Here is a 23,353-nt window from a genome sequence, read left to right as displayed (position 1 = left end):
GGATAACACCAGCAAGCTTGCGTAGGGAGTGGGACGGCGACGGCTCGTCGTGGGGATCCCGCTAGCCGCCGCGATGGGTCGTGTCGTCGCGGTCGAAGCCGGCGATGCTCGCGTCGTAGCGCGCGGACATGCCGCCCAGCGCGGTCGTCGCCTGTTTGGCGCTGAGCAGCAGCGCCTTGAGCGCGGTGTCGATGGTGGCGGCGTCGCCGAATCGGCCCTTCGGTCCGGATACCGTCAGCGCGCCGGCGATCAGGCCGGTTGCATCGAATACCGGCACCGATGCCGACGTGGTCTCCGGATCGCGCTCGCCGTATGACACCGCGAACAATTGATCGCGCACATGATTCCAGCGCGGGTCCGACGCTTCGGTGAATGCCAGCAGCACTTTGCCGGAGGCGCCTTTGTCGATGGCGAATTCCTCGCCCACCCGGATCGCGACGCGTACGCTTCGCGTCGGCTCGACGCGATAGAGGACCAGGCGCTTGTCGCCCTGGCGGACATACAGCGAGGCGGTCTCGCCGAGATCCCGGCTCAGTTGCTGAAGGATGGGCTCGACCACCGGCCCTACCTGGAACGATCGCTGGTAAAGCGTGGCGAGCCGCAGCGGCTGATGTCCGATCGCATACTGCCCGTCGCTCAGCTTGCGTATGAAGCCGCCATGTTCGAGTGCGCCGAGCAGGCGCAGAACCGTGCTCTTGTACAAGCCAGTGCGGCGCGAGAGCTCCGTGAGGGTCAGCCGTTCGTCGGTCGGCCCGTAGGCATTGAGAATCGCAAACGCACGATCCAGGACCGCGACACCGCTGGATGTCTCCGGCGCGTCTTCCGATGGCGCTCCCTTGTCGGGCGCGGCTGTCGTCATTTCTGTTCCTCCCTGGCTATTCCGCCACTTTACAGTTCTGTAGAACAGAACTCAAATTCTGTTTATCTCGATTTAATCGGGTTTACCCATCTGCAACGCGTTCAAAATCACTTCTATAGTTCTTTCCGACAGAACCATGATCTATCAGATAGAACTTAGGAGTGAATCTTGGAACCTTCTACGCCCAGAATCCTGATCAGCGAAGTGGGTCCGCGCGACGGCCTGCAAAGCATCAAGAGCGTCATGCCAACGGCAGCCAAGCTGCGCTGGATCTCCGCGCTGGCAGCCGCCGGTTTGCAGGAGATCGAAGTGGGTTCGTTCGTTCCCGCCAGGCTGCTCCCGCAGATGGCCGACATACGCGAAGTGGTCGCGCATGCGCTGTCGCTGCCGGGGCTGCATGTGGCCGTACTCGTCCCGAACCTGCGCGGCGCGCAGGGCGCCTTCGAAGCGGGCGTTCACAAGCTGACGCTGCCGGTCTCGGTGACCGAGGAACACTCGATGGCGAACATCCGCAAGACGCCGGCGCAGATGATCGAAGAGGTTCGCCAGATCGTCGCATTGCGCGACGCGCAGTATCCGGGCGTGGAGATCGAGGCGGGTGTTTCGGTGGCGTTCGGCTGCACGCTTGCCGGCACGGTCACGGACGACCAGACCATGCGCATGTGCGTCGCGATGGCCAAGTGCGGCGTGGACGAGATCGGTCTCTCCGATACCAGCGGCTACGCGAACCCGGTCCAGGTACGCCGCCTGTTCCGCCGGCTGCAGTCTGAACTGGGCGCGAAGGCGGGCGGCGCGCACTTCCACAACACGCGCGGCCAGGGACTCGCCAACGTGGTCGCCGCGCTCGACGCCGGCGTCACCACGATCGATTCGAGCCAGGCCGGTCTCGGCGGCTGTCCTTATGCGCCGGGCGCGACCGGCAACATCGTCACCGAAGACCTCGCGTTCCTGCTGGAGGCCATGGGCTACAACACCGGCGTGGACATCGACAAGCTGATCGCCGCGCGCGCGATCCTCGCCGAAGCGTTGCCCGGAGATGCGCTGTATGGACACGTCCAGGATGCCGGGCTGCCGAAGGGCTTCGCCTATGCGGACGGACGCGCGCCGAGCGCGCCGCAACCGGAAGGCTGTCTGCTGGGAGCCGCGCAATGAGCGACGTGCAAGCGAATCAAACCCTGCCGTACAGCGGCGTGCGCGTCGTCGAGATGACGCACATGGTGATGGGGCCGACCTGCGGCATGGTGCTCGCGGATCTCGGCGCGGAAGTCATCAAGGTCGAACCGATCTCGGGCGACAGCACGCGCGCGCTGCGCGGCTCGGGCGCGGGCTTCTTCGGCACCTTCAATCGCAACAAGAAGAGCATCGCTGTCGATGTGAAGGACGCGCGCGGCATCGAGATCATGCACAAGCTGGTCGGCAGCGCGGACGTCTTCAGCGAGAACTTCAAGAGCGGCACGATGGACAAGCTGGGCCTCGGATATGCGGCGCTGGGCAAGCTCAATCCGCGGCTCGTCTATGTGTCGCACAAGGGCTTCCTGCCGGGACCGTACGATCACCGCACCGCGCTCGACGAAGTCGTGCAGATGATGGGCGGCCTCGCATACATGACAGGGCCGGAAGGGCGTCCGCTGCGCGCGGGCACGAGCGTCAACGACATCATGGGCGGCATGTTCGGGGCGATCGGCGCGATGGCGGCGCTGGCGCAGCGCGAACGCACGGGACGCGGACAGGAAGTGCAGAGCGCACTGTTCGAGAACAACGTGTTCCTGGTCGCGCAGCACATGATGCAGTACGCGGTGACGGGTCACGCGGCCTCGCCGATGCCCAGCCGCATTTCCGCCTGGGCCGTCTACGACGTGTTCTCCGTCAAGGATGGCGAACAGATTTTCCTGGCGGTCGTGTCCGATACGCAATGGGCGATCTTCTGCGACGCGTTCGGGCTGTCGGCGCTCAAGTCGGACGAGCGCATCGCGACCAACAATCAGCGCGTGCAGGCGCGCGACTGGCTGTTGCCGCAACTTCGCGAGCATATGGAAGCGTTCACGGCGGCGGAGATCAGCGCGGTGTTCGAGCGCTGCGGCTTGCCCTATGCGCCGATCACGAAGCCCCAGGACCTGTTCGACGATCCGCATCTGCTCGCGACCGGCGGACTCGCCTACGTGACCCTGCCCGCCGATGCCAGCGGCGCCGGCCAGGCCGTGTCCACCCGGACCGCGCTGCTGCCCCTGACGCTCGATGGTGAACGGCTGAGCTTGCGTGCAGCGCCGCCGTCGCTGGGGCAGGACACGCGCGCACTGCTCATGCAGCTCGGCTACACGACCGAGGCGCTCAGGCAGTTGACGGAAGCGGGCGTCGTCAAGTGCCAGGAATCGCCCTGAACGGGCCGAAGCACGACACCTCATTGCGCTGCACGAACAGCGCAGCCGACAGGAGACGACCCATGCGATCCCTTTCCTCCAACGTGGTCGCCGACCGTCCCGTCGATGCCACGCTCGAACAACAGGCAGTGAAGAAAGCTGCGTGGCGCTTCATCCCGCTGCTCGCGCTCGCCTACTTCTTCAACTATCTGGACCGCACCAGCGTGGGCTTTGCCGCGCTGACGATGAATCATGATCTCGGCCTGACGGCCACGCAGTTCGGCTGGGGCGCGGGCATCATGTTCGCGGGCTATTGCGTCTGCGAAGTGCCGAGCAATCTTGCGCTGTATCGCTTCGGCGCGCGGCGCTGGCTTGCGCGCATCATGATCACGTGGGGCTTCTTCGCGGCCGCTACCGCGCTCGCCACCGGTCCCGCCAGTTTCTACGCGATCCGGCTGCTGCTCGGCATCGGCGAGGCGGGCTTCTTTCCCGGCGTGATCTTCTTCCTGGCCGTGTGGTTTCCGGCCAGCTACCGCACGCGCGTGCTCGCCTGGTTCACGGTGTCCACGCCGCTTTCGTCGCTCGTCGGCGCGCCGCTGTCGACCTGGCTGCTCTCGATGGACGGCGTCCTCGGGCTGGCGGGCTGGAAGTGGATGTTCATCGCGGAAGGTCTGCCCGCCTGTGTGCTCGGCTTTCTCGTGCTCCGGATGCTCGTGGATCGTCCCGCCGATGCGAAGTGGCTTTCGCCACAGGAACGCCAGGCCCTGCAGAACGCGTTCGATCGCGAAGGGGCGGTCAGTACCAAAAAGAAGGACTTCGGTGCGGCGCTGAAGGACGCGCGCACGTACATCCTCGCGCTGATTTCGTTCGGCTTCACGATGGGTTCGTACGGTATCGGCATCTGGCTGCCGCAGATGCTCAAGGCCCACGGCATGAGCATGACGGAGACGGGGCTGCTGTCGGCCGTGCCGTACTTCTTTGCGACCATCGCGCTGCTCTGGTGGGCGAGGCGGGTCGACCGGCGCGGCGCGCCCGTCGCGAATCTGGCGGCGGGTCTTTTGATCGGCGCCGTGACGCTCGGCATATCGACGCACTTTCATCAGTTGCTGCCTGCCATGAGCGGAATCACGCTGGCGCTGATCGGAACGATTGCGGGACGCACGGTCTTCTATACGCTGCCGAACCGCTTTCTCTCCGGCCAGGCGGCGGCCGGCGGCCTGGCGCTGATCAATTCGATCGGCGCGCTCGGCGGCTTTGCCGGGCCCTATCTCGTCGGCTATCTCAAGGACAGCTTCGGCACGTTCACGGCGGGCATGATCGGCCTGTCGGCGGTGCTGCTCGTCACGACCCTGCTGACGCTCTCGCTCTATGCCTTCAAGTCGGAACGGTGAGGAACGCGCGCATCATGAGCACGACAGGCAACTACCTTCCCGTACGCGCTTCGTGGCTCGCCACGGGCACCGAGGCGGCGCTCGAACCGGACATGCCGATCATCGACGCGCACCATCATTTCTATGAGCGCGCCGGATGGACCTATCTTCCCGATGACTATCTCGAGGACATCGGGTCAGGGCACAACCTCACGGCGTCGGTGTACATGCAGGCGCTGACGCGGTATCGAAAAGACGGGCCCGAGGCGATGCGTCCGGTCGGCGAGATCGACTACGTGGTCAAGGCCACCGCGCCGTTGCAGGAAGGCAAGCGGCAGATCGCGAAGGGGATCGTCGGGTATGCGGATCTAAGACGCGGCAGTGCGGTGCGGGACGTGCTAGAAGCTGGATTGGAGGCAGGCGAGGGCCGTCTGCGCGGCGTGCGGCATCTGGTCACCTGGGATGCCGACCCGACGCTCGTGAATCCCATATCGGCCGCGCCGCAAGGCTTGCTGCTCGATGCGGCGTATCGGGCGGGCGTGGCGCAACTGGAAGCGCTCGGCCTGTCCTGCGACGCCTGGCTCTTTTTCACCCAACTGCCCGAACTGTTCGATCTGGCGAAGGCGTTTCCTCGCACGCCGTTCATCGTCAATCATTGCGGCGGCATCGTGCGGATTGCCCGTTACGCGGACCCGCGCAAGGAAGTGTTCGACCGGTGGTCCCGTTCCATGCGCGCACTGGCGCAATTGCCCAATGTGTTCGTGAAGCTGGGCGGCTTGGGCATGCGGATCAACGGCTTCGATTTCGAGAAGGGCGCGCGGCCGCCTTCATCCGTTGAATTGGCGGAAACCTGGGCGCCGTGGATGCACACCTGCATCGACGCGTTCGGCGCAGATCGCTGCATGTTCGAAAGCAATTTTCCGGTCGACAAGGGTTCGTATCCCTTCAGCAACGGCTGGAATGCGTTCAAGCGCCTGACCGCTCAGGCCAGCCCATCGGAACGCGAAGCGCTGTTTCGCGGCACCGTGAGCCGCGTGTATCGACTCGATTGACCTTCTGCACGTCCGACGCAGTGCGCCCTTTGAGCCTCGACGGCGTGTTCCGCCGTGAAGACATAACTTTACGTCCTTAATGCAACAATATATCATTGCGACCGCGACGTCACGGCGTGCCCCCGTTCGACGTCAAAATCTTGCCCGCTGTGCGCAACGATATATTGTTGCGTCACCTGCGCGAACGGCATCAAAACGAAATCAAATCCAGAAACCACCGTGAAAAAAGACCTGAAACGCCTGTCGCAACGTGCATTGCGCTTTTCCCCGCTGTCGCTCGCCTGTTTCGCACTCGCGGCGCAAGCCCAGCAGGATGCGGCGACCACGGCAACGTCGGTGCCGGGCGGCGCGCTTGCGCCGGTGTTCGTCACCGCCAATCCGCTCGGCGATACGGATCTCATCGCGCCCGCGACCGCTCTCTACGGCGATGAACTGACGCGCAGGCAGACCAACTCGCTGGGCGAGACGCTCAACGGTCTGCCGGGCGTCTCCACAACGACCTACGGACCGATGGTCGGCCGCCCGATCATCCGCGGCATGGACGGCGACCGCATCCGCATTCTGCAGAACGGCGTGGCGGCGTGGGACGCCTCGTCGCTCTCCTACGATCACGCGGTGCCGCAGGAGCCGCTGACCATCGAGCGGGTCGAGATCGTGCGCGGGCCGGCGGCGCTGCTGTACGGCGGCAATGCGATCGGCGGAGTGGTGAATACGATCGACAACCGCATTCCGCGCGAGCCGATCAAGGGCGTGGACGGCGCAGTCGACACCAGTTACGGCGGCGCCAACAACGCCCGTGCAGGCGAAGCGATGGTCGAAGGCGGCAATGGACAATTCAATTTCCACGTCGATGCCTTCGACCGCGAAACCAGCAAGGAGCGCATTCCGGGCTTCGCGCATTCGGACCGCCAGCGCGCGCTCGACGGCCCCGACGCCGACGAGGCCTATGGCAGCATCCCGAACAGCGATGGCCGCTGGCATGGCGGCGCGGTGGGCACGTCGTACACCTGGGCCGATGGCTACGCGGGCCTGTCCTACAACGGCTACGAAGCGAACTATGGCTCCGTCGCCGAGGACGATGTGCGGCTGCGCATGCATCAGGATCACGTCGCGTTCGCGTCGGAAGTGCGCAACCTTCAGGGACCGTTCTCGCAACTGAAGTTCGACTTCGGCTACACCGACTACGAGCACAAGGAAATCGACAACGGCGAGACCGGCACGACGTTCCGCAACCACGGCTACGAGGCGCGCCTCGAAGCGCGCCACAAGAAGATCGGGCCGCTGGAAGGATCGATCGGCGTGCAGGTCAGCCAGAACACCTTCTCCGCGCTCGGCGACGAAGCGCTCGTGCCGACCACGCAGACCACCAACGTCGCACTGTTCGGTCTCGAGGAATGGAAGGTCACCGACCGCCTCACGCTGAGCGCCGGCGCGCGTTACGAACATGTGAGCCAGGATCCGACCGCGGCCGGCAACGACAAGTTCGCGAGCGCGACCACGCGCGATTTCAACACCGTGAGCGCCTCGCTCGGCGCGCTCTACAAGCTGACGCCCGTATGGTCCGTCGCGGGCGATGTCGCCTACACGGAACGCGCGCCCGCGCTCTACGAACTCTTCGCCAACGGCCCGCATGATGCAACAGGACAGTATCTGATCGGCAATCCGGAGGCGCAGAAGGAGAAGGCGGTGTCGGCGGACCTGTCGCTGCGTTTCGCGAGCGGTCCGAACAAGGGCAGCATCGGCGTCTTCTACAGCCGCTTCCGGAACTACCTCACCGAGTACAACACGGGCCGTCTCGTCGATGACGACGATCAGGTCGTCGCGCCCGGCACCGATGACGCCCTCAACGAAGCGGTGTATCGCGGCGTTCGCGCGGAGTTCTACGGCATCGAATGGGACAGCAAGTGGCGCGTCTTCGAACATGGCGCGCACACGGTCGATTTCTCGCTGGTCGGCGACTACACGCACGCCCGCAACATGGACACCGGTTCGCCGTTGCCGCGCATCTCGCCGCTGCGCGCGACCGTCGCGCTGGACTATGGCTATGGGCCCTTCGGCGCGCGCGCCGAGATGCAGCATGCGTGGGCGCAGCATCGTGTGCCGGAAGACGATCTGCCGACGGCCAGCTACACGAAGCTGGGCGTGATCCTCACCTACAAGTTCCACGTCGGCAGCACGCACTGGCTTGCTTATGTGCGCGGCGACAACCTGACGAACCAGGACATCCGTTACGCCAGTTCGGTCGTGCGCGATATCGCGCCGGAGGGCGGCCGCAGCGTCATGGTCGGCGTGCGCACGACGTTCTGATGCGCGCCGCGCGCCATTCATCAAAGGAGCAAGCATGGACTCAAGACTTCCGGTCACCGTTCTTTCGGGCTTCCTGGGCGCGGGCAAGACGACGCTGCTCAACCACATCCTGAACAACAGGGAAGGGCGGCGCGTCGCGGTCATCGTCAACGACATGAGCGAGGTGAACATCGATGCCGCGCTGGTTCGCAACGGCGGCGCGCAGCTGTCGCGCACCGATGAAAAGCTGGTCGAGATGAGCAACGGCTGCATCTGCTGCACGTTGCGCGAGGACCTGCTGCTGGAGGTGAACCGGCTCGCGAAGGAAGGGCGCTTCGATCAGCTCGTGATCGAATCGACGGGTATCTCCGAGCCGCTGCCGGTCGCGGAGACCTTCACCTTCGCCGATGAAAGCGGCCAGAGCCTGTCCCACGTCGCGCGTCTCGATACGATGGTCACCGTGATCGACGGCTTCAACTTCCTGCGCGACTACAGTTCGCAGGAGAGCCTGCATGCGCGTGGCGAATCGCTGGGCGAGGACGATCACCGCACGGTGGTCGATCTGCTGATCGAGCAAGTGGAGTTCTGCGATGTCATCGTGCTCAACAAGATCGATCTGATCGACGACGAAAGTTGTGAACGCCTGAAAGCGATTCTGCGCGGGCTGAATCCGCGTGCGCGAATCGAAGTGTCGGCGTTCGGCTCCGTGCCGCTCGACCGCGTGCTGGACACGAAGCTGTTCGATTTCGAGGAAGCCGCCGATGCGCCTGGATGGCTCAGGGAGATGCGCGGCGAACACACGCCGGAAACGGAGGAATACGGGATCCGCAGCTTTGCATGGCGCGCACGCCGGCCGATGCATCCGCAGCGGTTCTGGGACCTCGTCAATGGCGAATGGCCGGGCGTCGTGCGTTCGAAGGGCTTTTTCTGGCTCGCCAGCCGGCCGACGTATGCCGGGTCTTGGTCGCAGGCGGGCGCGGTGTGCCGTCACGGTGCGGCGGGATTGTGGTGGGCTGCGGTACCCAAGGAGCACTGGCCGGCTGATCCGGATACCCTTCAGTCGATCGAGAAGGCGTGGCATCCGGAAGTCGGCGATGCGCGGCAGGAGATGGTCCTGATCGGCATTGAGATGGACGAGGCCGGGTTGCGGCAGCGGCTCGATGCCTGCTTGCTGACGGATGCGGAAATGGCTCGAGGACCGGCGGCCTGGCTTCGGTTTGCGGATCCGTTTCCGGCCTGGGGCGGTGCGTCTGAATCCTTGTGATACCGCTGTTCCACGCGGACAGTCTCTCTCCCGGGACTGTTCTTGAAGCCCGGCGCTTGCCGGGCTTTTTTTCCGCGGGATGCGGGCTATTGATCGTCGAAGACGAGCAGAAGGCGGGGGCGTACATCCGGAAAGGCGTCGAGGAAGCGGGCTATTCGGTCGATGCCGTGAACGACGGCGCGGAAGGCCTCATTCTCGCCACGGAGGAAAACTACGACGTCATCGTGCTCGACGTCATGCTGCCGACCATGGACGGCTGGACCGTCATCAAGATCCTGCGCGAATCGAAGTCCGCGTCCGTGCTCTTTCTCACCGCGCGTGACGACGTGGATGATCGCGTGCGCGGCTTCGAACTCGGCGGCGACGACTATCTCGTCAAGCCGTTTGCCTTCGTCGAACTCCTCGCGCGCGTGCGGGCGCTCGCGCGTCGCGGACCCGCGCGCGAGACCGACCTGATCTCGGTGGCGGACTTCGGTATCGACGTCACGCGCCGCAAGGTCAGGCGCGCGGGCAAGCGCATCGCGCCCGCTCGCTGACCACGACGCTCGCCGTGTTCGGCATCGTCGGCAGCTTCGTGTACCTGGCGCTGGAACGTCAGGTGCGCGTGCAGGACGACCTCGACATCGTGCTGGCCGCGCAGCACACGCGCAGGCTCGTCGAGGAGCTCTCCGGCTACGCGGATATCGGCCGCTATCAGGAACGCCTGGAAAGCCAGGTGCCCGGCAACAAGCGCTGTCCCTGAAAATCGCGGATCACGCGGGCCACGTGCTCGTGCAGCACAACCTGAGTGCCGCCCTGTCGTCCGTGAAAGGGCCCCTACTTGCCGTGCCGGTCGACGACACCATCAGCGACAGCGCCATCGTTGCCACGAGCACCGCGAACGACGAACCGGTGCGCGCACTGGCCGTCGACGCGCGCCTGAAGGACGGCAGCACGGTGACCATCGTGATACTGCGCAACATGCGCGATCGCTGGCTGTTGCTGGACCGTTACCGCGACAGGCTGCATCCGGCGGGCGTGGCGGGTGTCATGCTCACGTTCGCGATGGGCTTCTTTCTCGTGCGGCGCGCGCTGCGTCCGTTGTCGGAGATGGCGCGCAGTGCGGCCACGGTGACCTTGGAAAACCTGAATACGCGGATTGCGATGGACCGCGTGCCGGCGGAACTGGAGCCGCTGATCGCGGCACTCAATCGCAAGCTGGCGGGGGCGGGAAGCCAGCTTCCAGCGCATGTCGCGATATACCGCCGATCTGGCGCACGACATGCGTACGCCGCTTGCCAACGTGCGCGGCGCGACCGAAGTGGCGCTGGCGCGTCCGCGCTCGGCCGACGAATATCAGACGCTGCTCGCGTCGAATCTCGAAGAGTGCGACCGGCTCTCGCGCATGATCGAGAACGTGCTCTTCCTGGCGCGCGCGGAACATCCGCAGTTCGCGAAGAACATGCGCGTGTTCGACGTCAGGGACGAGCTGCAGCGTATCGCGGGTATTTCGAAGGCCTCGCTGATGACGCCGGCGTGCGCATCGTCGCGACAGGTGCAGGACAGGTGCGCGCCGATGTCGAACTGTTCAGGCGCGCGGTCAGCAATCTGCTGGCCGATGCCGTGCGCCATACGCCGCGCGCTGGCGTCACCACGCTATCCGTCCATGCCGATCGCGTATTCCTTCGCGCGTGCGTGGAGAACGAAGGCGCGCCTATCGATGCAGGCTTGCTCGAACGCATCTTCGACCGCTTCTATCGTGTCGATCCTTCGCGGATGGCGTCCGATGCGACGCCGGGTTCGGCGGGCCTCGGCCTCGCCATCATGCGCAGCATCATGGAGCTGCACGGCGGCCGCGTCCACGCCGAGAGAAATGCGCGCAGCACACGCTTCATCCTGTCCATTCCGCAGACCGGCTTGATATCAATTCCGCAATCGGGTCGTCAGACTCGCATCAACACCCGAATCGCACAATGAATTCGACGTTGCAGCCATGACGGCGCGGCGTCGGAGGGCAGCGTGCAATCCCGCACGCCCTTCCGCACGGATTGAAGAGAGGGCGATGAAAAAGCTCATTCCGCTACCCGCCCGAAGACGGGGTGTCGGCGAATGCCCGCCTGATGTCATGGGCGGCGCAGGCAGCCATCCGTCACAGCGGCATTCTCCACTGCACATTCAGCAAGTGTTCCCGCATGCGTGACCCTGCGGTCACGCCGTCGCGTTCCATCATCGCGCTGACGATCGCTTGATGCTGCAAAGCGAAGTGCCTGCGCGTTTCCTGATCCGCGGTCTTTTCACGCAGGTTCGGCTTCATGCGCATGCTGTTCACCACATCCATCAGCGCGATGATCGAAGGGTTGCGCGTGGCCTGCGCGATCAGCAAATGGAATCGATGATCCCATTGCTGCCACTCCTCGTCATCATTCGCCATCGCATTGCGGCGCGCGCACTTCTCCAGCTCCGCAAGATCCTCTGGACTCGCCTTGCGCGCAGCCAGCTCGACGAAAGCGGGCTCGAGCACAAGCCTCATCTCGGCGATATCCGCGGGACTTGCGCCCGCCCGCAAGCTGCGTAGCGACGCCGTAAATCTCAAGGGGCGCGCGCCGAGATACGTGCCTCGCCCGACCCCGCGCCACACCCGCCCAGCCGCTTCCAACGATGCCAGCGCAGCACGCAGATCGCGCCGGCTGAGCGCAAGCGCTTCAGCGAGCTTGCGCTCCGGCGGCAACACGTCGCCATCCTTCAGGCCGCTTTGCGCAATGTAGTCGAGCAGCATGTCGAGTGCGGGCTTTTCCATGATCGATCCAGATGAACCATTGATTATTGGTTCAAGCGTATCACGTACTTCGTACAGGGCGCCATTTGCGAAGTCTTTAATGGTGAAGTACGCTAAATGCAGTCACAGAAAATCCTCGTAAAATCGAACCAATAATGATTGGTTCACAGGACGGAACCTGCAAATGGCCTTCACGACACGACCTGAACTCATCGGCACCTTCGGCATGGCCGCATCGACGCACTGGCTCGCGAGCGCCTCCGCGATGGCGGTGCTGGAAAAAGGCGGGAATGCCTTCGACGCCGCCGCTGCCGCCGGCTTCGTGCTGCAGATCGTCGAGCCTCACCTGAACGGACCGGGCGGCGAGTTGCCGGCCATCTTCTACAGCGCGAAAGAGGACCGCGTGCGCGTGCTGTGCGGTCAGGGCGTGACGCCCGCCGCCATGACCATCGGGCGCATGAGAGAACTGGGTCTTACCGTGATGCCCGGCACCGGCCTGTTGCCGGCGGTCGTACCGGGGGCGTTCGGCGGCTGGATGACCATGCTGCGTGACTACGGCCAGTTGCCGCTCGAAGACGTACTGAGCTATGCGATCGGCTACGCGGAGAACGGTTATCCGGTACTGCCGCGCATGGCGTCGTCGATCCTCGCGATCCAGGACTTCTTCAAGAGCGAATGGCATACGTCCGCCGAACAATGGCTGCGCGACGGTGAAGCGCCCAGGCCGAATCATCTGTTCGCGAACCCGGCCATCGCCAACACCTACAAGCGCATCCTGCGCGAAGCCGGCACGCAGCGTGACCGCGCCGAACAGTGCGAGCGGGCGCGGACAGCGTTCTATCGTGGCTTCGTCGCGGATACGATCGACCAGTATTTCCGTTCGACCGATGTGCTCGATACCTCGGGCCAGCGCAATCGCGGCCTGCTCGATGCATCCGATCTCGCGCGCTGGGAAGCGACCTACGAAGACGCGGTCTCGTACGACTATGCCGGCTTCACGGTGCACAAGACCGGGCCATGGGGACAAGGCCCGATGTTCCTGCAACAGCTCGCGCTGCTGAAGGGCTTCGATCTCGCGGGCATGGACCCGCTCGGCCCGGACTTCGTGCATACGGTGATCGAATGCGCGAAGCTTGCCTTCGCCGATCGCGACGTGTTCTACGGCGACCCGAACTTCGCGGACGTCCCCATCGACACGCTGCTGAGCGACGCCTACAACGATGCACGCCGCCGCCAGATCGATCCGCAGCGCGCATCGTTCGAATTCCGTCCCGGCCCTTTGCTCGACAGCGAGGTGCGTGCCGCGAAGATTCTCGCCCACGCGGGCCGTCAGCAGCCGGGCGGCTTCGGTCAGGGCGAACCGACCTTCGCGCCGTTGCCCGAGCTGCGCGGCGACACGGTGCATCTGGATGTCGTGGACCGCTGGGGCAACATGGTGTCGGCCACGCCATCGGGCGGCTGGCTGCAGGCATCGCCGGCGGTGCCGGGGCTGGGCTTCAACATCACCACGCGCGGCCAGATGTTCTGGATGGAAGAGGGCTTGCCCTCATCCCTCGGGCCGGGACGCAGGCCACGCACGACGCTCTCGCCCACGCTCGTCACGCGCGGCGGCAAGCCTTACGCCGCGCTCGGCACGCCGGGCGGCGATCAGCAGGATCAATGGTCGTTGCAACTGTTCCTGCGACACGCGCACTTCGCGATGAACCTTCAAGCCGCCGTCGATGCGCCGTCGTTCCAGACCGCGCACTTTCCCGGCTCGTTTTATCCGCGCGAGATCCAGTTGGGGAAGATGTCTGCCGAAGCCAGTTTCCCGCAAGCGACGCTCGACGGGCTGCGGGCGCGCGGCCACGATCTCACGGTGGCCGAACCATGGTCGCTCGGACGCGTGTGCGCGGTCGGCATCCGCAACGGGCTCATGCGCGGCGCAGCCACGCCGCGTCAGATGCAGGCTTACGCCATCGGGCGCTGACCATCAACGGGAAACTCACATCATGTCCGCTGTCGCCGCCCGCCTCGAACGGCTGCCTTTATCCGGCTTTCACCGCAAGCTCCTGATCATCGGCGGCATGGGTTATCTGTTCGACGGCCTCGATTCGTCGTCGCTCGCGTTCCTGCTTCCGGTCGTCAGCAAGCTGTGGAACCTGACCAGTGCGCAGACCGGACTGGTCGCGAGCAGTACCTATATCGGCTACTTCTTCGGCGCGTTTTTGTCGGGCGTGCTCGCGGACGTGATCGGCCGCCGCCGCATCATGATGAGCGCGCTCGCCATCTATTGCGTGGCGTCGCTCGCGAGCGCCACCGCGCAGGACTGGCATACGTTCTTCGCGCTGCGCATCGTCGCGGGCTTCGGCTCGGGCGCGGAGACGGTGGTGATCGCGCCGTTTCTCGCGGAGTTCGTGCCGCGCCGCTATCGCGGCATGTTCTGCGGCGCACTGGTCGGCTTCATGTCGTTCGGCTATCTGAGTTCGTCGATTCTCGGCTATACCGTCGTGCGTAACTTTCCGGACGGCTGGCGTTATCTCGCTGTCATCACCGCGCTGCCCGTGGTGATGCTGCTGTGGTGGCGCCGCACGCTGCCTGAATCGGCGCGCTGGATGGAAAGCCAGGGACGCACCGCCGAAGCCGATCGCGTCGTCGATGAAATCGAAGCCTGGTATGCGCGACGCGGCGTCGCGCTTGCACCGCTCTCGTCGGTCAGCGCCATCCCGTCCGCCGCGAAGAGCAGCGGCAGCGCGTGGTTCAATGTGAAGTCGCTGTGGTCGAAGCGGCTTGCGGGCACCACCGCCGTCAGCTGGCTCATGTGGTTCGCGGTGGCCTTCGCGTACTACTCGTTCTTCTCGTGGATTCCCAGCCTGCTGGTCAAGGAAGGACTGACGATGACGAAGAGCTTCGGCTTCTCCATCGCCATCTATGGCGCCCAGATACCGGGTTATTTCTCGGCGGCGTGGCTCAACGAGAAGATCGGCCGCAAGGGCGTGGTCGCGTCCTACATGACGCTTGGCGGCATCGCGGCCATCATGCTGTCGCTGTCGCATACCGGGCCGCAGATCATCGCGGCAGGCATCGCGCTGTCGTTCTTCATGAACGGCGCGTTCGCGGGCGTCTACGCCTACACGCCCGAAATCTTCCCGACTTCCGTCCGGACCACCGGCACGGGGTCGTCGTCATCCTTCGGGCGCATCGGATCGGTCAGCGCGCCGATTCTGGTCGGCATCGTGTATCCCGCATTCGGCTTCTTCGGCGTATTCGCGATGACCACGGCCGTGCTGCTCGCGGGCGCGTGCGTGGTCTTCTTTCTGGGCATCGAAACGCGCAACCGCTCGCTCGAAGACATTGAAGTCAACGGCGACGTCGACAACGAGGCACGCGAAAGTCTCGCGCGCAGCTAGCAAGTTCCTTCAAAAGACCTCACTTTCATGCGCCCTGTTCAGTCACATGATCTGCAACGCCTCGCGCTCGCCATGCGCGAGCCCGCTCAACCGCTCACGTTGTTCAGAACCGTCGAGGCAGTCGCGGCCGAGACCATCGGCTTCCGTCTGCTCACGATCATGGCTTACGACGCAAGCCGTCACGAAGTGCAACGCCTGCATACCAACATGCCCGACGTCTATCCGGCCGGCGGCCGCAAGAAGAAGCAGGGCACCGCGTGGGCGACGCGGGTGCTCCATGAATTGAGACCTTTTCGCGGCGAAACCGCGCAGGATATCCGCAACGCCTTCGACGATCATTCGGTGATGGCCGACATGGGCCTGGGCTCGATCCTCAACATTCCGATTGCCTATGACGGCGTGTGCGTCGGCACGATGAACCTCACCCATGTCGAACACTGGTACACGAGCGATCACGAAGACGTGGGCCTGCTGCTCGGCGCGTTCCTCGCGCCCGCGCTGATCGCGCACGCGGCGCGCGGCGCGCAAGAGGAGCCGCGCGCATGAACGGCGCAGCGTCTGACCGCCGCCGCTGGCTGATCGTCTTCGCGCTCGGTTATCTCGCGCTGCTGGTGGATGGCGCAGACGTGATGATGTATGGCCTCACGCTCACGCGCATCAAGAGCGAGTTCGGTCTGAGCAACGTCGAGGCGGGCGCGCTCGGCAGCCTGACGCTGGTCGGCATGGCCGTGGGCGGCATACTCGGCGGCTGGGCCAGCGACACGCTTGGCCGCGTGCGCGTGGTGGTGTGGGCGCTCGCGCTGTTCTCGCTCGGCGCGGGCCTGCTTGGGTTCACGCACAGCTTCTGGCAGTTCGCAGCGGTGCGCTTCGTCAGTTCGCTGGGCATCGGCTGCATGGTGCTGGTGAGCACGCTCGTTGCGGAGTATGTGCCGACCGAGCGCCGCTCGTTGATACTCGGCATGCTGCAGACAGGGGTGTCGGCGGGGTATATCGTCGTCATCGCGTTGAGCAACTGGATCCTGCCGCACTACGGCTGGCGCATGTTGTTCTATGTCGCGACGATCCCCGTTCTGCTCGCCCTGGCGATTCACTGGTTCGTGCCCGAGCCGCCGGGTTGGCGCGCGAGCGTATCCCTGCAACGCGCCCCGCGTGAGCGCCGCGCCTGGCGCGAGAACCGCTACTACCTGATCTTCTCGGATCACGAAGCACGCAAGATGTTCGTCCTCTGGGCGCTCGCATCCGTGTTCGCGCTCTCCGGCTTCTACGGCCTCAACAACTGGCTGCCGACGTATCTGGAGCAGGAACTGCACGTGCGCTTCAGTTCGATCGCGGGCTACATGATCGGCACCTATGTGGTGGCATTCATCGGCAAGATCTTCGCGGGCTGGCTCGGCGATGTCTGGAGCCGGCGCGGCATGTACGTGATCGGCTGCATCGGTGCGGCGCTGTTCCTGCCCGTCATCATCTTCCTGCACACGCGCGAGAACATCATGGTCCTGATGCTGTTCTTCGGCTTCCTGTACGGCGTGCCGCTCGGCACGATGGGCGCGTTCATGTCCGAGAGCTTCGCCACGCGCATTCGCGGCACGGCGGTCGGCGGCTCGTATAACGTCGGGCGCTTCTGCTCGGGCGCAGCGCCGGTCCTGATCGGTTATGTCGCGACACAATTCTCGTTCGGCATGGGCTTCCTGCTGGTGGGCGCGGTCTTCTTCCTGAGCGGCGTGTGCACGCTGTTCATTCCCGACCGGCTTTACGACACGAGCGCGCAGGACCCCGCCGACCTGTCCCCGCCGGATCAGCGCGGACGGTTGATCGAGGCGCGATCGCCGGATCTCGTTCAGGCCGCGAAACGCTGACACGCCTATTCGGCCTCCGCGCTCCGCAATACATCGAGTGCGGCATCGCATGCGCCGCGCAATTGCTCGCACATGAGGTCCTGAACATCGGGCGAGCGCGCCACGATGGCGTCGCGGATCTTCGCCGCCATGTCGAACGATGGCCGCATGCGTCCGCCACGCGCCATCGCGATGCGACGCAGGCGCCGCACTGGTCCGATCAGTCCGGCATGGTTGTCCTGCAGAGTGCGGTTATCGGCGATGGTCGTGACGATCGCGTAATAGCGGTCGAGCGCATCGACGTATGCCGACGGGTCGTCCGCATCGACGCTCGCCTGCATGGCTGAGATGACATCTCTGAAGCAACGTTCCCTCCGTTCAGACTGACTTGACCTCGCCGCCATCCATCCGCAAGACGCTCCCGGTCATCCACTTGGCAGCAGGCGAGACAAGAAACGCCATCAGTTCCGCCAGTTCTTCGGGCGTGCCATAACGGGCAATACCCGCCGCAGCGGGGAATTGGGCGAGCGCCTGCTCGACGCTCAGACCTTGCAGCGGTGCCCAATGCTCCAGATAAGAACGCCGGCGACCTGTCATGACGGGCCCGGGCAGAACGCTGTTCACTTGCACGCCGTCTGCGATCCCGCGATCCGAAAATGCCTTCGCCAACGCGACGATTGCGGCGTTGATCGTGCCCACTGCTGCATAAGCCGCCTTCGGGAGAAGCGCTGAATTTCCCGACATCAACACCACCGATCCAGATGATGCCTTGAGCGACGGCCAGGCTGCGACCGTGAGTCGGCGAGCGCCATGCAGCTTGAGCTCGAGCCCATCATTCCACTGCTCGTCAGTCATGTCGAACACATCGATCTGTGGCACCGCACCGGCGATATTAAGCAACGCATCCATACGTCCATAGCTCGCCAGCGTTTCGTCGACGATGCCTTGCGCGGCCTCGCGCCGGGCGAGATCGACCTCGAGTACAAGCGTTTGCGCGCCTTGTTCCTGAACTGCTGCCGCGGTCGCTTCCAGATTTGCGCGATTCCGCGCGACGAGGACGATCGAGTTGAAGTCGCGTGCAAGCCGCAAAGCGGTGGCACGTCCGATGCCCTGGCTTGCGCCGGTGACGATGGCTACCTTGTTGCTCATGTTGTCTCTCCAGTCAATGTACGACGACCATCTTTCCATTGGCTTCGTTGGCTTCCATCACGCGATGCGCTTCGTGAATCTCATCAAACGAAAACACACGCGAGGGCTTTGCGTTGAACCGGCCTGCGGCGACATCTGCGGCAATCGCCTGCAAGGGCACATCCGAGAGCGGAAAACCCGGTGTGCCAAACACAAAGCTGCCGAAGAAAGTCAGATAGACGCCGCTCGACATCTGCAGCAGCGGATTGAAATCGGCGATGGGCGCGAGCCCGCCCAGCCAGCCTGCAAGACATGCGCGACCGCCGCGCCGTAGCATCGCGAGCGAATCGAGAATCGTGCTGTTGCCGACCAGATCGAGCACGGCATCGATCTGCTTCGTTTCCGCAATGCGCCGGCTCAGGTCTGGCCCTTCCAGTTCGACACGCGACACGCGCATCGCTTCGAGCTTCGCAAAGCGAGCGGTATTACGCGTCGTCGCGATCACGTTCGCGCCTGCATTCACCGCGAGATTCACGGCTGCCTGTCCGAACGATGATGTTGCTCCGCGGATGACGACCGTTTCTCCCTTCTTGATGTCGAGGTTGCGAAAAAGCGTTGTCCACGCCGTTGCGTAGCTTTCGGGAATGGCAGCGAGCTCCGCCCAGGGCAGGTCGGATTCGATCAGCGCGACGTTCGACACGGGTGCACGCGTGAATTCCGCATAACTGCCGTTGATCGTGCGCCCCAGGCCGCCCATCAACGCAGCCACTTTGGCACCTACCGGAAACTCACCGCCCGGACACGACTTCACAACGCCCACACATTCAATCCCGCTCACCTTGGCTGCTTCGGCCCATTCCCCGCGCCGCATATGCATTTCCGCGTGATTGATGCCGAACGCTTTGATCTCGATGACGACATGCCCTTCCAGTGGCTCTGGCTCGGGGATGTCGGCATATGCAAGGCTGTCGAGGCCGCCGAATTTTTCGAGGACGATGGCTCGCATGATGTTCTCCTTGGGTAAGTGACGCGGTGATGTGGTTAAGGGGCGAGCTTCGGCCGATGCTTGCGAAGTACGCCAGAAAGACTCGAAATAGTAACCGTCCAAATCTATTTTAGAAGGTTACTTTTCGCGATCGTAACTTGTCAAGCTGTTCCTAAGGGGTTACTATTTTTGGCAAGCCCGCTTCGTTGCCGAACTCAAAATATGGAATACCGCTCACTCCCTGCGATCTTCGTTGCCGACGCGACAGGTCTCGACTTCCTGAACTCGATTGCCACGCCGGTCGATGAACCAATTGACTGGATTGCGGACGGCGAAGGATTGTTGTCCTGGCTGGATCAGGCGCGTCTGGTTCCGGGCGACGTGCTTGCGCGCATGCGTCTGCAGATTGCGCCAGCCGATCTGGACGAGGTCGCCGCGAAGGCTCGCGGCCTGCGCGAATGGTTCAGGCATTTTGTGCAGACGAGAAAGGGGCAACCGCTAGCAGCCGAAGCGCTGAACGAACTGGACGCGTTGAACAGCGTGTTGCAGCGCGACGAGAAGCACGGACTGATCGTGGCCGATACGAGCCCGGCAGGCGGGCTCGCCTTCACGATGCAACGTCGGTATTCGACGGCCGAGTCGCTGCTGATGCCGATCGTCGAGGCGCTCGCGAGGCTCGTGTGTGAAGAGGATTTCACCTACGTCAAGGCATGCAAAGGCCCAAAATGCACACTGCTGTTCGCCGATCACACTCACGGTCACGCGCGGCAGTGGTGCAGTATGGCTATTTGCGGAAATCGTGCGAAGGCGGCTGCACACCGCGCGCGGCTCAAGGCCGGTAAGAATGGCTAGCGTGTGTGTCCTGTTCGATAACTCATGTTGAGGAGACGGCATGAATCACATCAAGGCCATTGCGTTCGATCTATACGGGACGTTGTTCGACGTGCACTCGGTCGTCGATCAATGCGACGAGGCGTATCCCGGGCGCGGACGCGAGATCAGCATCATCTGGCGGCAGAAGCAACTCGAATACACCTGGCTGCGCAGCCTGATGGATCGCTACGTGACGTTCGAGCAGGCCACGGAGGATGCCCTGCGCTATGCAACGCGTCATCTGAAGCTGGACCTGGATGATCGAATCCGCACCGCGCTATGCAACGCGTATCTGAAGTTGCAGCCGTTTCCTGAAGTGCCGCACGCGCTGTCACAGTGTCGACAGCGCGGCCTCAAGCTCGCCATCCTGTCGAACGGATCACCGCATTCCATCGCCTCCGTGGTCGACAGCGCGGGGCTGCGCGACTGTTTCGATCATCTGCTGAGCGTCGATCCGGTGCGCATCTACAAGCCCCATGATCGCGCATACGAACTGGCGGAAACGGCGTTCGGCGTTGCACGGGGATCCATCCTTTTTGTTTCGTCGAATGGATGGGACGCGACAGGCGCGCGCTATTTCGGGTTTCCGACCGCGTGGATCAATCGCGGCGACAACACCTTCGAGGAAATGGGCCAGAAGCCGGATTGGACCCTGCGTGGACTCGACGATCTGTCGGCGGTCCTGGATAACCGCGGGTAGTCGCGGGTGGGCGCGGGTGGGCGCTTCGCAGGCGCGAAGCCTTGCTGACGTCCACCGGGCGCGGGATGAAAACGCCGTTCGCAGTTCCGGGCCTTGGCTATCGCGAGGTTGCCGCATCGAGGCGGCGAAGCTGCGCGTCGAGCCTCGATGCGCGCGCCAGGTCCGCGCCCTATGCCGGGAAACGAGCGAATCGGCGTCGCCTTCACGTACGACGTCTCGGTCAATTCAGATCCCAGACGAAGTATTAGTTACCTCGCGCCCGATCAAGCTGCGCTGGATTGGCGCTGAACGGCGTAAGAAATGCATGCAGGCTCGCAGGGAAAGCAGCGGGGGGCACCAGTAGAAGCGAATCCGGCGTTTTTCATCTGATAGCAAGGTGATCCCACGCCGGATGAACTCGGCCGCTTTTCCCAGGGCACAGTCGTTGCTCAAGATGAAGTACTTGAGAAACGCCCTTATGAACCTCCTCCTCGATCCCGCCAGGCTGGCCGCCCTGGAAAATTTGCGCATTCTCGACACGCCTGTCGATCGGCATTTCGACGCTTTGACGCGTCTGACCGCGCACGCGCTCCGTGTGCCGCAAGCCTTCATCAATTTCGTCGACGAGGCCCGTACGTGGTGCAAGTCGGCTTGGGGCAGTGTGCGAAAGGCCGTTGCTCACGCCGAATCGCTCTGTGCGCTGGCGCTTCTCGACGGCGAGAACATCGTGGTGTTCGATGCGACGCGTGACGACGGTGTTCGCGCGCACCCTGAGTTCGTCGGCGCGGAAGGCACCGTGTTCTACATGGCATTTGTGTTGAGAACGCCTGAAGGCTTGCCGCTCGGCACGCTCTGTGTCAAGGATCGCGTGTCGCGTGATTTCCTGGTGCACGAGATGGAATTGCTGCAGATGCTAGGGGAGCAGGCCGCTCTGCTCTTGCAGAAGACGCGGCAGGTCGAGGTGACCATCGAGAACGCTCAGCGCAGCCGCGATCAGTTTCTGGCAATGCTCGCGCACGAACTGCGTGCCCCGATGTCGCCGATTCTGACTGCTGTTCAGGTGCTTGGCCGCAGTGAGATCTCCACGCAGCAGCGAAATTGGGCAAAAAGGCTGATCAGCCGGCACGTTCGACACATGGGTCAGATTGTCGAGCATCTTCTTTCCGCTTCATTGGTCTCGCTTGGCGCCATCAAGCTTGAACTGGAGCCGGTGGCTGTCGACGATCTTGTCGATCAGGCGCTCGAAATGACAGAGGGAATTCTGGGGCAGCGGCAGCATCGCGTCACCCGCTCGTCGATCGATCATCCCTGGGTGCTCGCGGACCGTGTCCAGTGTCCGCTCATCATCGCCAACCTTTTGATGAATGCCGCGAAGTACACGCCGGAACATGGCCTCGTCGATATTCATATCGAAGGTAACGGCGAATGGGTAACGTTGTGCGTGACCGACACCGGTATCGGGATCGCCGCGTCTGATATGGACGAGATTTTCCAGGTGTTCGGGCAGAGCGATCGATCGCTCGACCGGGCGCACGGCGGACTGGGACTGGGCCTGCCACTTTCCCGGCGGCTGACGGAGTGGCACGGCGGATCACTGCACGCGCGCAGCGAGGGATTAGGGGAGGGGAGCGAGTTTTTGCTCACGCTCAAGCAAGCCACGCCGATTGCTGAAAGCCCTAAGCAGGAGATTGAAGAGCACGCTGCTGCGGTACTCGACATCATCGTCGTTGACGACAGCGTCGATACGGCGGATGCCCTGGCAATCTACTTCCGGACGTCGGGCCACACGGTGCGCACCGCTTACCGTGCGCACGACGCTATCAAGATGGTGCAGGAGCGCGCGCCCGACGTACTGCTGAGCGACATTGGCCTGCCAGAAATCGATGGGTATGCGCTGGTCCGACAACTCCGCGCACTCCCATCCGGCGCGGACATCTGCGCGATCGCGGTGACGGGGTATGGCAGCACGCAAGACAAGCAGACTGCATTGGCCGCTGGATTCAACAAGCATTTTTCCAAGCCCGTTGATCTTGCCCAGCTCGATGTTGTGTTCAACGATGTAAGCCGCAAGCGAGTTTCACGATGACCTGGGGCATGCGCGGACATGGCGCATCCAGCAGATGGGCCGATCACGGCGACGCGAACGAAGACGAGGCCGCAATGCTTTTCCTGTTTGTTGAAGATGACGAGAACGTGGCCAAGGCGTTCGCAGAACTCGCGGCATCACTTGGGCATCGTGCAGAAGTCGCGCATTCAGGCGGCGAAGCATTGCGCATGACTGGCCGTACGCGTTACGACACGGTGTTTATGGATATTGGCTTGCCCGACATCGATGGGCGCAAGTTGTGTGGCTACATTCGCTCTGCCGGCGCGTCAAACGAAGCCTGCATCGTTGCGGTGACCGGACACCCGGATTTTCGTGAAGAGGCGAATGCTGGCGCATTTGACGGCTATCTTCCCAAGCCCATATCAGCTTCAGACCTGGCGGAACTTATCGCGCGCTGTTGAATGGCGAGCCCTT

The 23,353-nt window shown here is 63.6% G+C and carries 18 protein-coding genes and 3 pseudogenes; 16 read left to right on the top strand and 5 right to left on the bottom strand.

What is annotated here, in order from left to right:
• Positions 1-61 precede the first annotated feature (61 nt).
• A complete protein-coding gene (locus QCE62_RS07745) occupies positions 62-859 on the bottom strand; it encodes an IclR family transcriptional regulator (RefSeq protein WP_309916211.1) in 798 nt (265 codons plus the stop codon).
• Between the two features lie 168 nt (positions 860-1,027).
• Between QCE62_RS07745 and QCE62_RS07740 the strand changes: the two genes are divergently transcribed.
• The 8 genes and pseudogenes from QCE62_RS07740 (at position 1,028) to QCE62_RS07705 (ending at position 11,144) form a co-directional block, all read left to right on the top strand.
• Positions 1,028-2,011 (top strand): hydroxymethylglutaryl-CoA lyase, encoded by a 984-nt coding sequence (locus QCE62_RS07740; RefSeq protein WP_309916208.1) that lies wholly within the window; start codon positions 1,028-1,030, stop codon positions 2,009-2,011.
• Positions 2,008-3,237 (top strand): CaiB/BaiF CoA-transferase family protein, encoded by a 1,230-nt coding sequence (locus tag QCE62_RS07735; RefSeq protein ID WP_309916205.1) that lies wholly within the window; start codon positions 2,008-2,010, stop codon positions 3,235-3,237. The genes QCE62_RS07740 and QCE62_RS07735 overlap by 4 nt, the downstream gene beginning before the upstream one ends.
• Before the next feature lie 62 nt (positions 3,238-3,299).
• Positions 3,300-4,607 (top strand): MFS transporter, encoded by a 1,308-nt coding sequence (locus QCE62_RS07730; protein ID WP_309916202.1) that lies wholly within the window; start codon positions 3,300-3,302, stop codon positions 4,605-4,607.
• Between the two features lie 8 nt (positions 4,608-4,615).
• A pseudogene (locus QCE62_RS07725) lies at positions 4,616-5,638 on the top strand (amidohydrolase family protein); the annotation flags it as partial.
• 219 nt (positions 5,639-5,857) lie between these two features.
• The gene (locus tag QCE62_RS07720) at positions 5,858-7,945 is read left to right on the top strand and encodes a TonB-dependent receptor (RefSeq protein ID WP_309916196.1); all 2,088 of its coding nucleotides are present in this window, start codon (positions 5,858-5,860) and stop codon (positions 7,943-7,945) included.
• 34 nt (positions 7,946-7,979) lie between these two features.
• Positions 7,980-9,188, top strand: a complete 1,209-nt coding sequence (zigA, locus tag QCE62_RS07715; protein ID WP_309916194.1) for a zinc metallochaperone GTPase ZigA — start codon at positions 7,980-7,982, stop codon at positions 9,186-9,188.
• Between the two features lie 56 nt (positions 9,189-9,244).
• Positions 9,245-9,709, top strand: a pseudogene (locus tag QCE62_RS07710) (response regulator); the annotation flags it as partial.
• Between the two features lie 11 nt (positions 9,710-9,720).
• Positions 9,721-11,144: pseudogene (locus QCE62_RS07705) on the top strand (heavy metal sensor histidine kinase).
• Between the two features lie 172 nt (positions 11,145-11,316).
• Here QCE62_RS07705 and QCE62_RS07700 read toward each other — a convergent pair.
• Positions 11,317-11,964: an FCD domain-containing protein gene (locus QCE62_RS07700; protein ID WP_309808334.1), complete on the bottom strand. Its 648-nt coding sequence runs from the start codon at positions 11,962-11,964 to the stop codon at positions 11,317-11,319.
• 163 nt (positions 11,965-12,127) lie between these two features.
• Here QCE62_RS07700 and QCE62_RS07695 point away from each other — a divergent pair, with 163 nt between their 5' ends.
• The 4 genes from QCE62_RS07695 to QCE62_RS07680 are packed head-to-tail and all read left to right on the top strand — an operon-like array spanning position 12,128 to position 17,188.
• A complete protein-coding gene (locus QCE62_RS07695; RefSeq protein WP_309916191.1) occupies positions 12,128-13,912 on the top strand; it encodes a gamma-glutamyltransferase family protein in 1,785 nt (594 codons plus the stop codon).
• A 22-nt stretch (positions 13,913-13,934) separates the two neighbouring features.
• Complete coding sequence (locus QCE62_RS07690; RefSeq protein ID WP_309916188.1) at positions 13,935-15,332, top strand: MFS transporter; 1,398 nt, start codon at positions 13,935-13,937, stop codon at positions 15,330-15,332.
• Between the two features lie 27 nt (positions 15,333-15,359).
• Positions 15,360-15,878, top strand: a complete 519-nt coding sequence (locus tag QCE62_RS07685; protein WP_309916185.1) for a GAF domain-containing protein — start codon at positions 15,360-15,362, stop codon at positions 15,876-15,878.
• Complete coding sequence (locus QCE62_RS07680) at positions 15,875-17,188, top strand: MFS transporter (RefSeq protein WP_309916183.1); 1,314 nt, start codon at positions 15,875-15,877, stop codon at positions 17,186-17,188. Before QCE62_RS07685 ends, QCE62_RS07680 begins: the two co-directional genes overlap by 4 nt.
• A gap of 5 nt (positions 17,189-17,193) precedes the next feature.
• Here the strand turns inward: QCE62_RS07680 and QCE62_RS07675 are convergent, their stop codons facing one another.
• From QCE62_RS07675 to QCE62_RS07665, 3 genes are read right to left on the bottom strand one after another with little or no spacing between them, the layout of a single operon-like run.
• Complete coding sequence (locus QCE62_RS07675; protein ID WP_409017810.1) at positions 17,194-17,571, bottom strand: FCD domain-containing protein; 378 nt, start codon at positions 17,569-17,571, stop codon at positions 17,194-17,196.
• A complete protein-coding gene (locus QCE62_RS07670) occupies positions 17,546-18,316 on the bottom strand; it encodes an SDR family oxidoreductase (RefSeq protein ID WP_309916178.1) in 771 nt (256 codons plus the stop codon). The genes QCE62_RS07675 and QCE62_RS07670 overlap by 26 nt, the downstream gene beginning before the upstream one ends.
• Before the next feature lie 13 nt (positions 18,317-18,329).
• Positions 18,330-19,301 (bottom strand): zinc-binding alcohol dehydrogenase family protein, encoded by a 972-nt coding sequence (locus QCE62_RS07665; protein WP_309919706.1) that lies wholly within the window; start codon positions 19,299-19,301, stop codon positions 18,330-18,332.
• Between the two features lie 201 nt (positions 19,302-19,502).
• Here QCE62_RS07665 and QCE62_RS07660 point away from each other — a divergent pair, with 201 nt between their 5' ends.
• The 4 genes from QCE62_RS07660 (at position 19,503) to QCE62_RS07645 (ending at position 23,340) form a co-directional block, all read left to right on the top strand.
• Entirely contained in the window at positions 19,503-20,132 is a 630-nt protein-coding gene (locus tag QCE62_RS07660) for an ABATE domain-containing protein (protein ID WP_309919703.1), read from the top strand.
• A 40-nt stretch (positions 20,133-20,172) separates the two neighbouring features.
• Positions 20,173-20,853: a haloacid dehalogenase type II gene (locus QCE62_RS07655; RefSeq protein WP_309916176.1), complete on the top strand. Its 681-nt coding sequence runs from the start codon at positions 20,173-20,175 to the stop codon at positions 20,851-20,853.
• A gap of 457 nt (positions 20,854-21,310) precedes the next feature.
• Positions 21,311-22,918 carry an ATP-binding protein gene (locus QCE62_RS07650; RefSeq protein WP_309916174.1) on the top strand — a complete coding sequence of 536 codons (1,608 nt, stop codon included), beginning with the start codon at positions 21,311-21,313 and terminating at the stop codon, positions 22,916-22,918.
• Positions 22,915-23,340 carry a response regulator gene (locus QCE62_RS07645; RefSeq protein WP_309916172.1) on the top strand — a complete coding sequence of 142 codons (426 nt, stop codon included), beginning with the start codon at positions 22,915-22,917 and terminating at the stop codon, positions 23,338-23,340. Before QCE62_RS07650 ends, QCE62_RS07645 begins: the two co-directional genes overlap by 4 nt.
• The last annotated feature ends 13 nt before the right edge of the window (positions 23,341-23,353 follow it).

The organism is Caballeronia sp. LZ033, assembly GCF_031451265.1.
In the GTDB taxonomy this organism is placed as follows: domain Bacteria; phylum Pseudomonadota; class Gammaproteobacteria; order Burkholderiales; family Burkholderiaceae; genus Caballeronia.
Note: the sequence above shows the minus strand (reverse complement) of the source record. Positions and strands in the feature narration are given on the sequence as shown.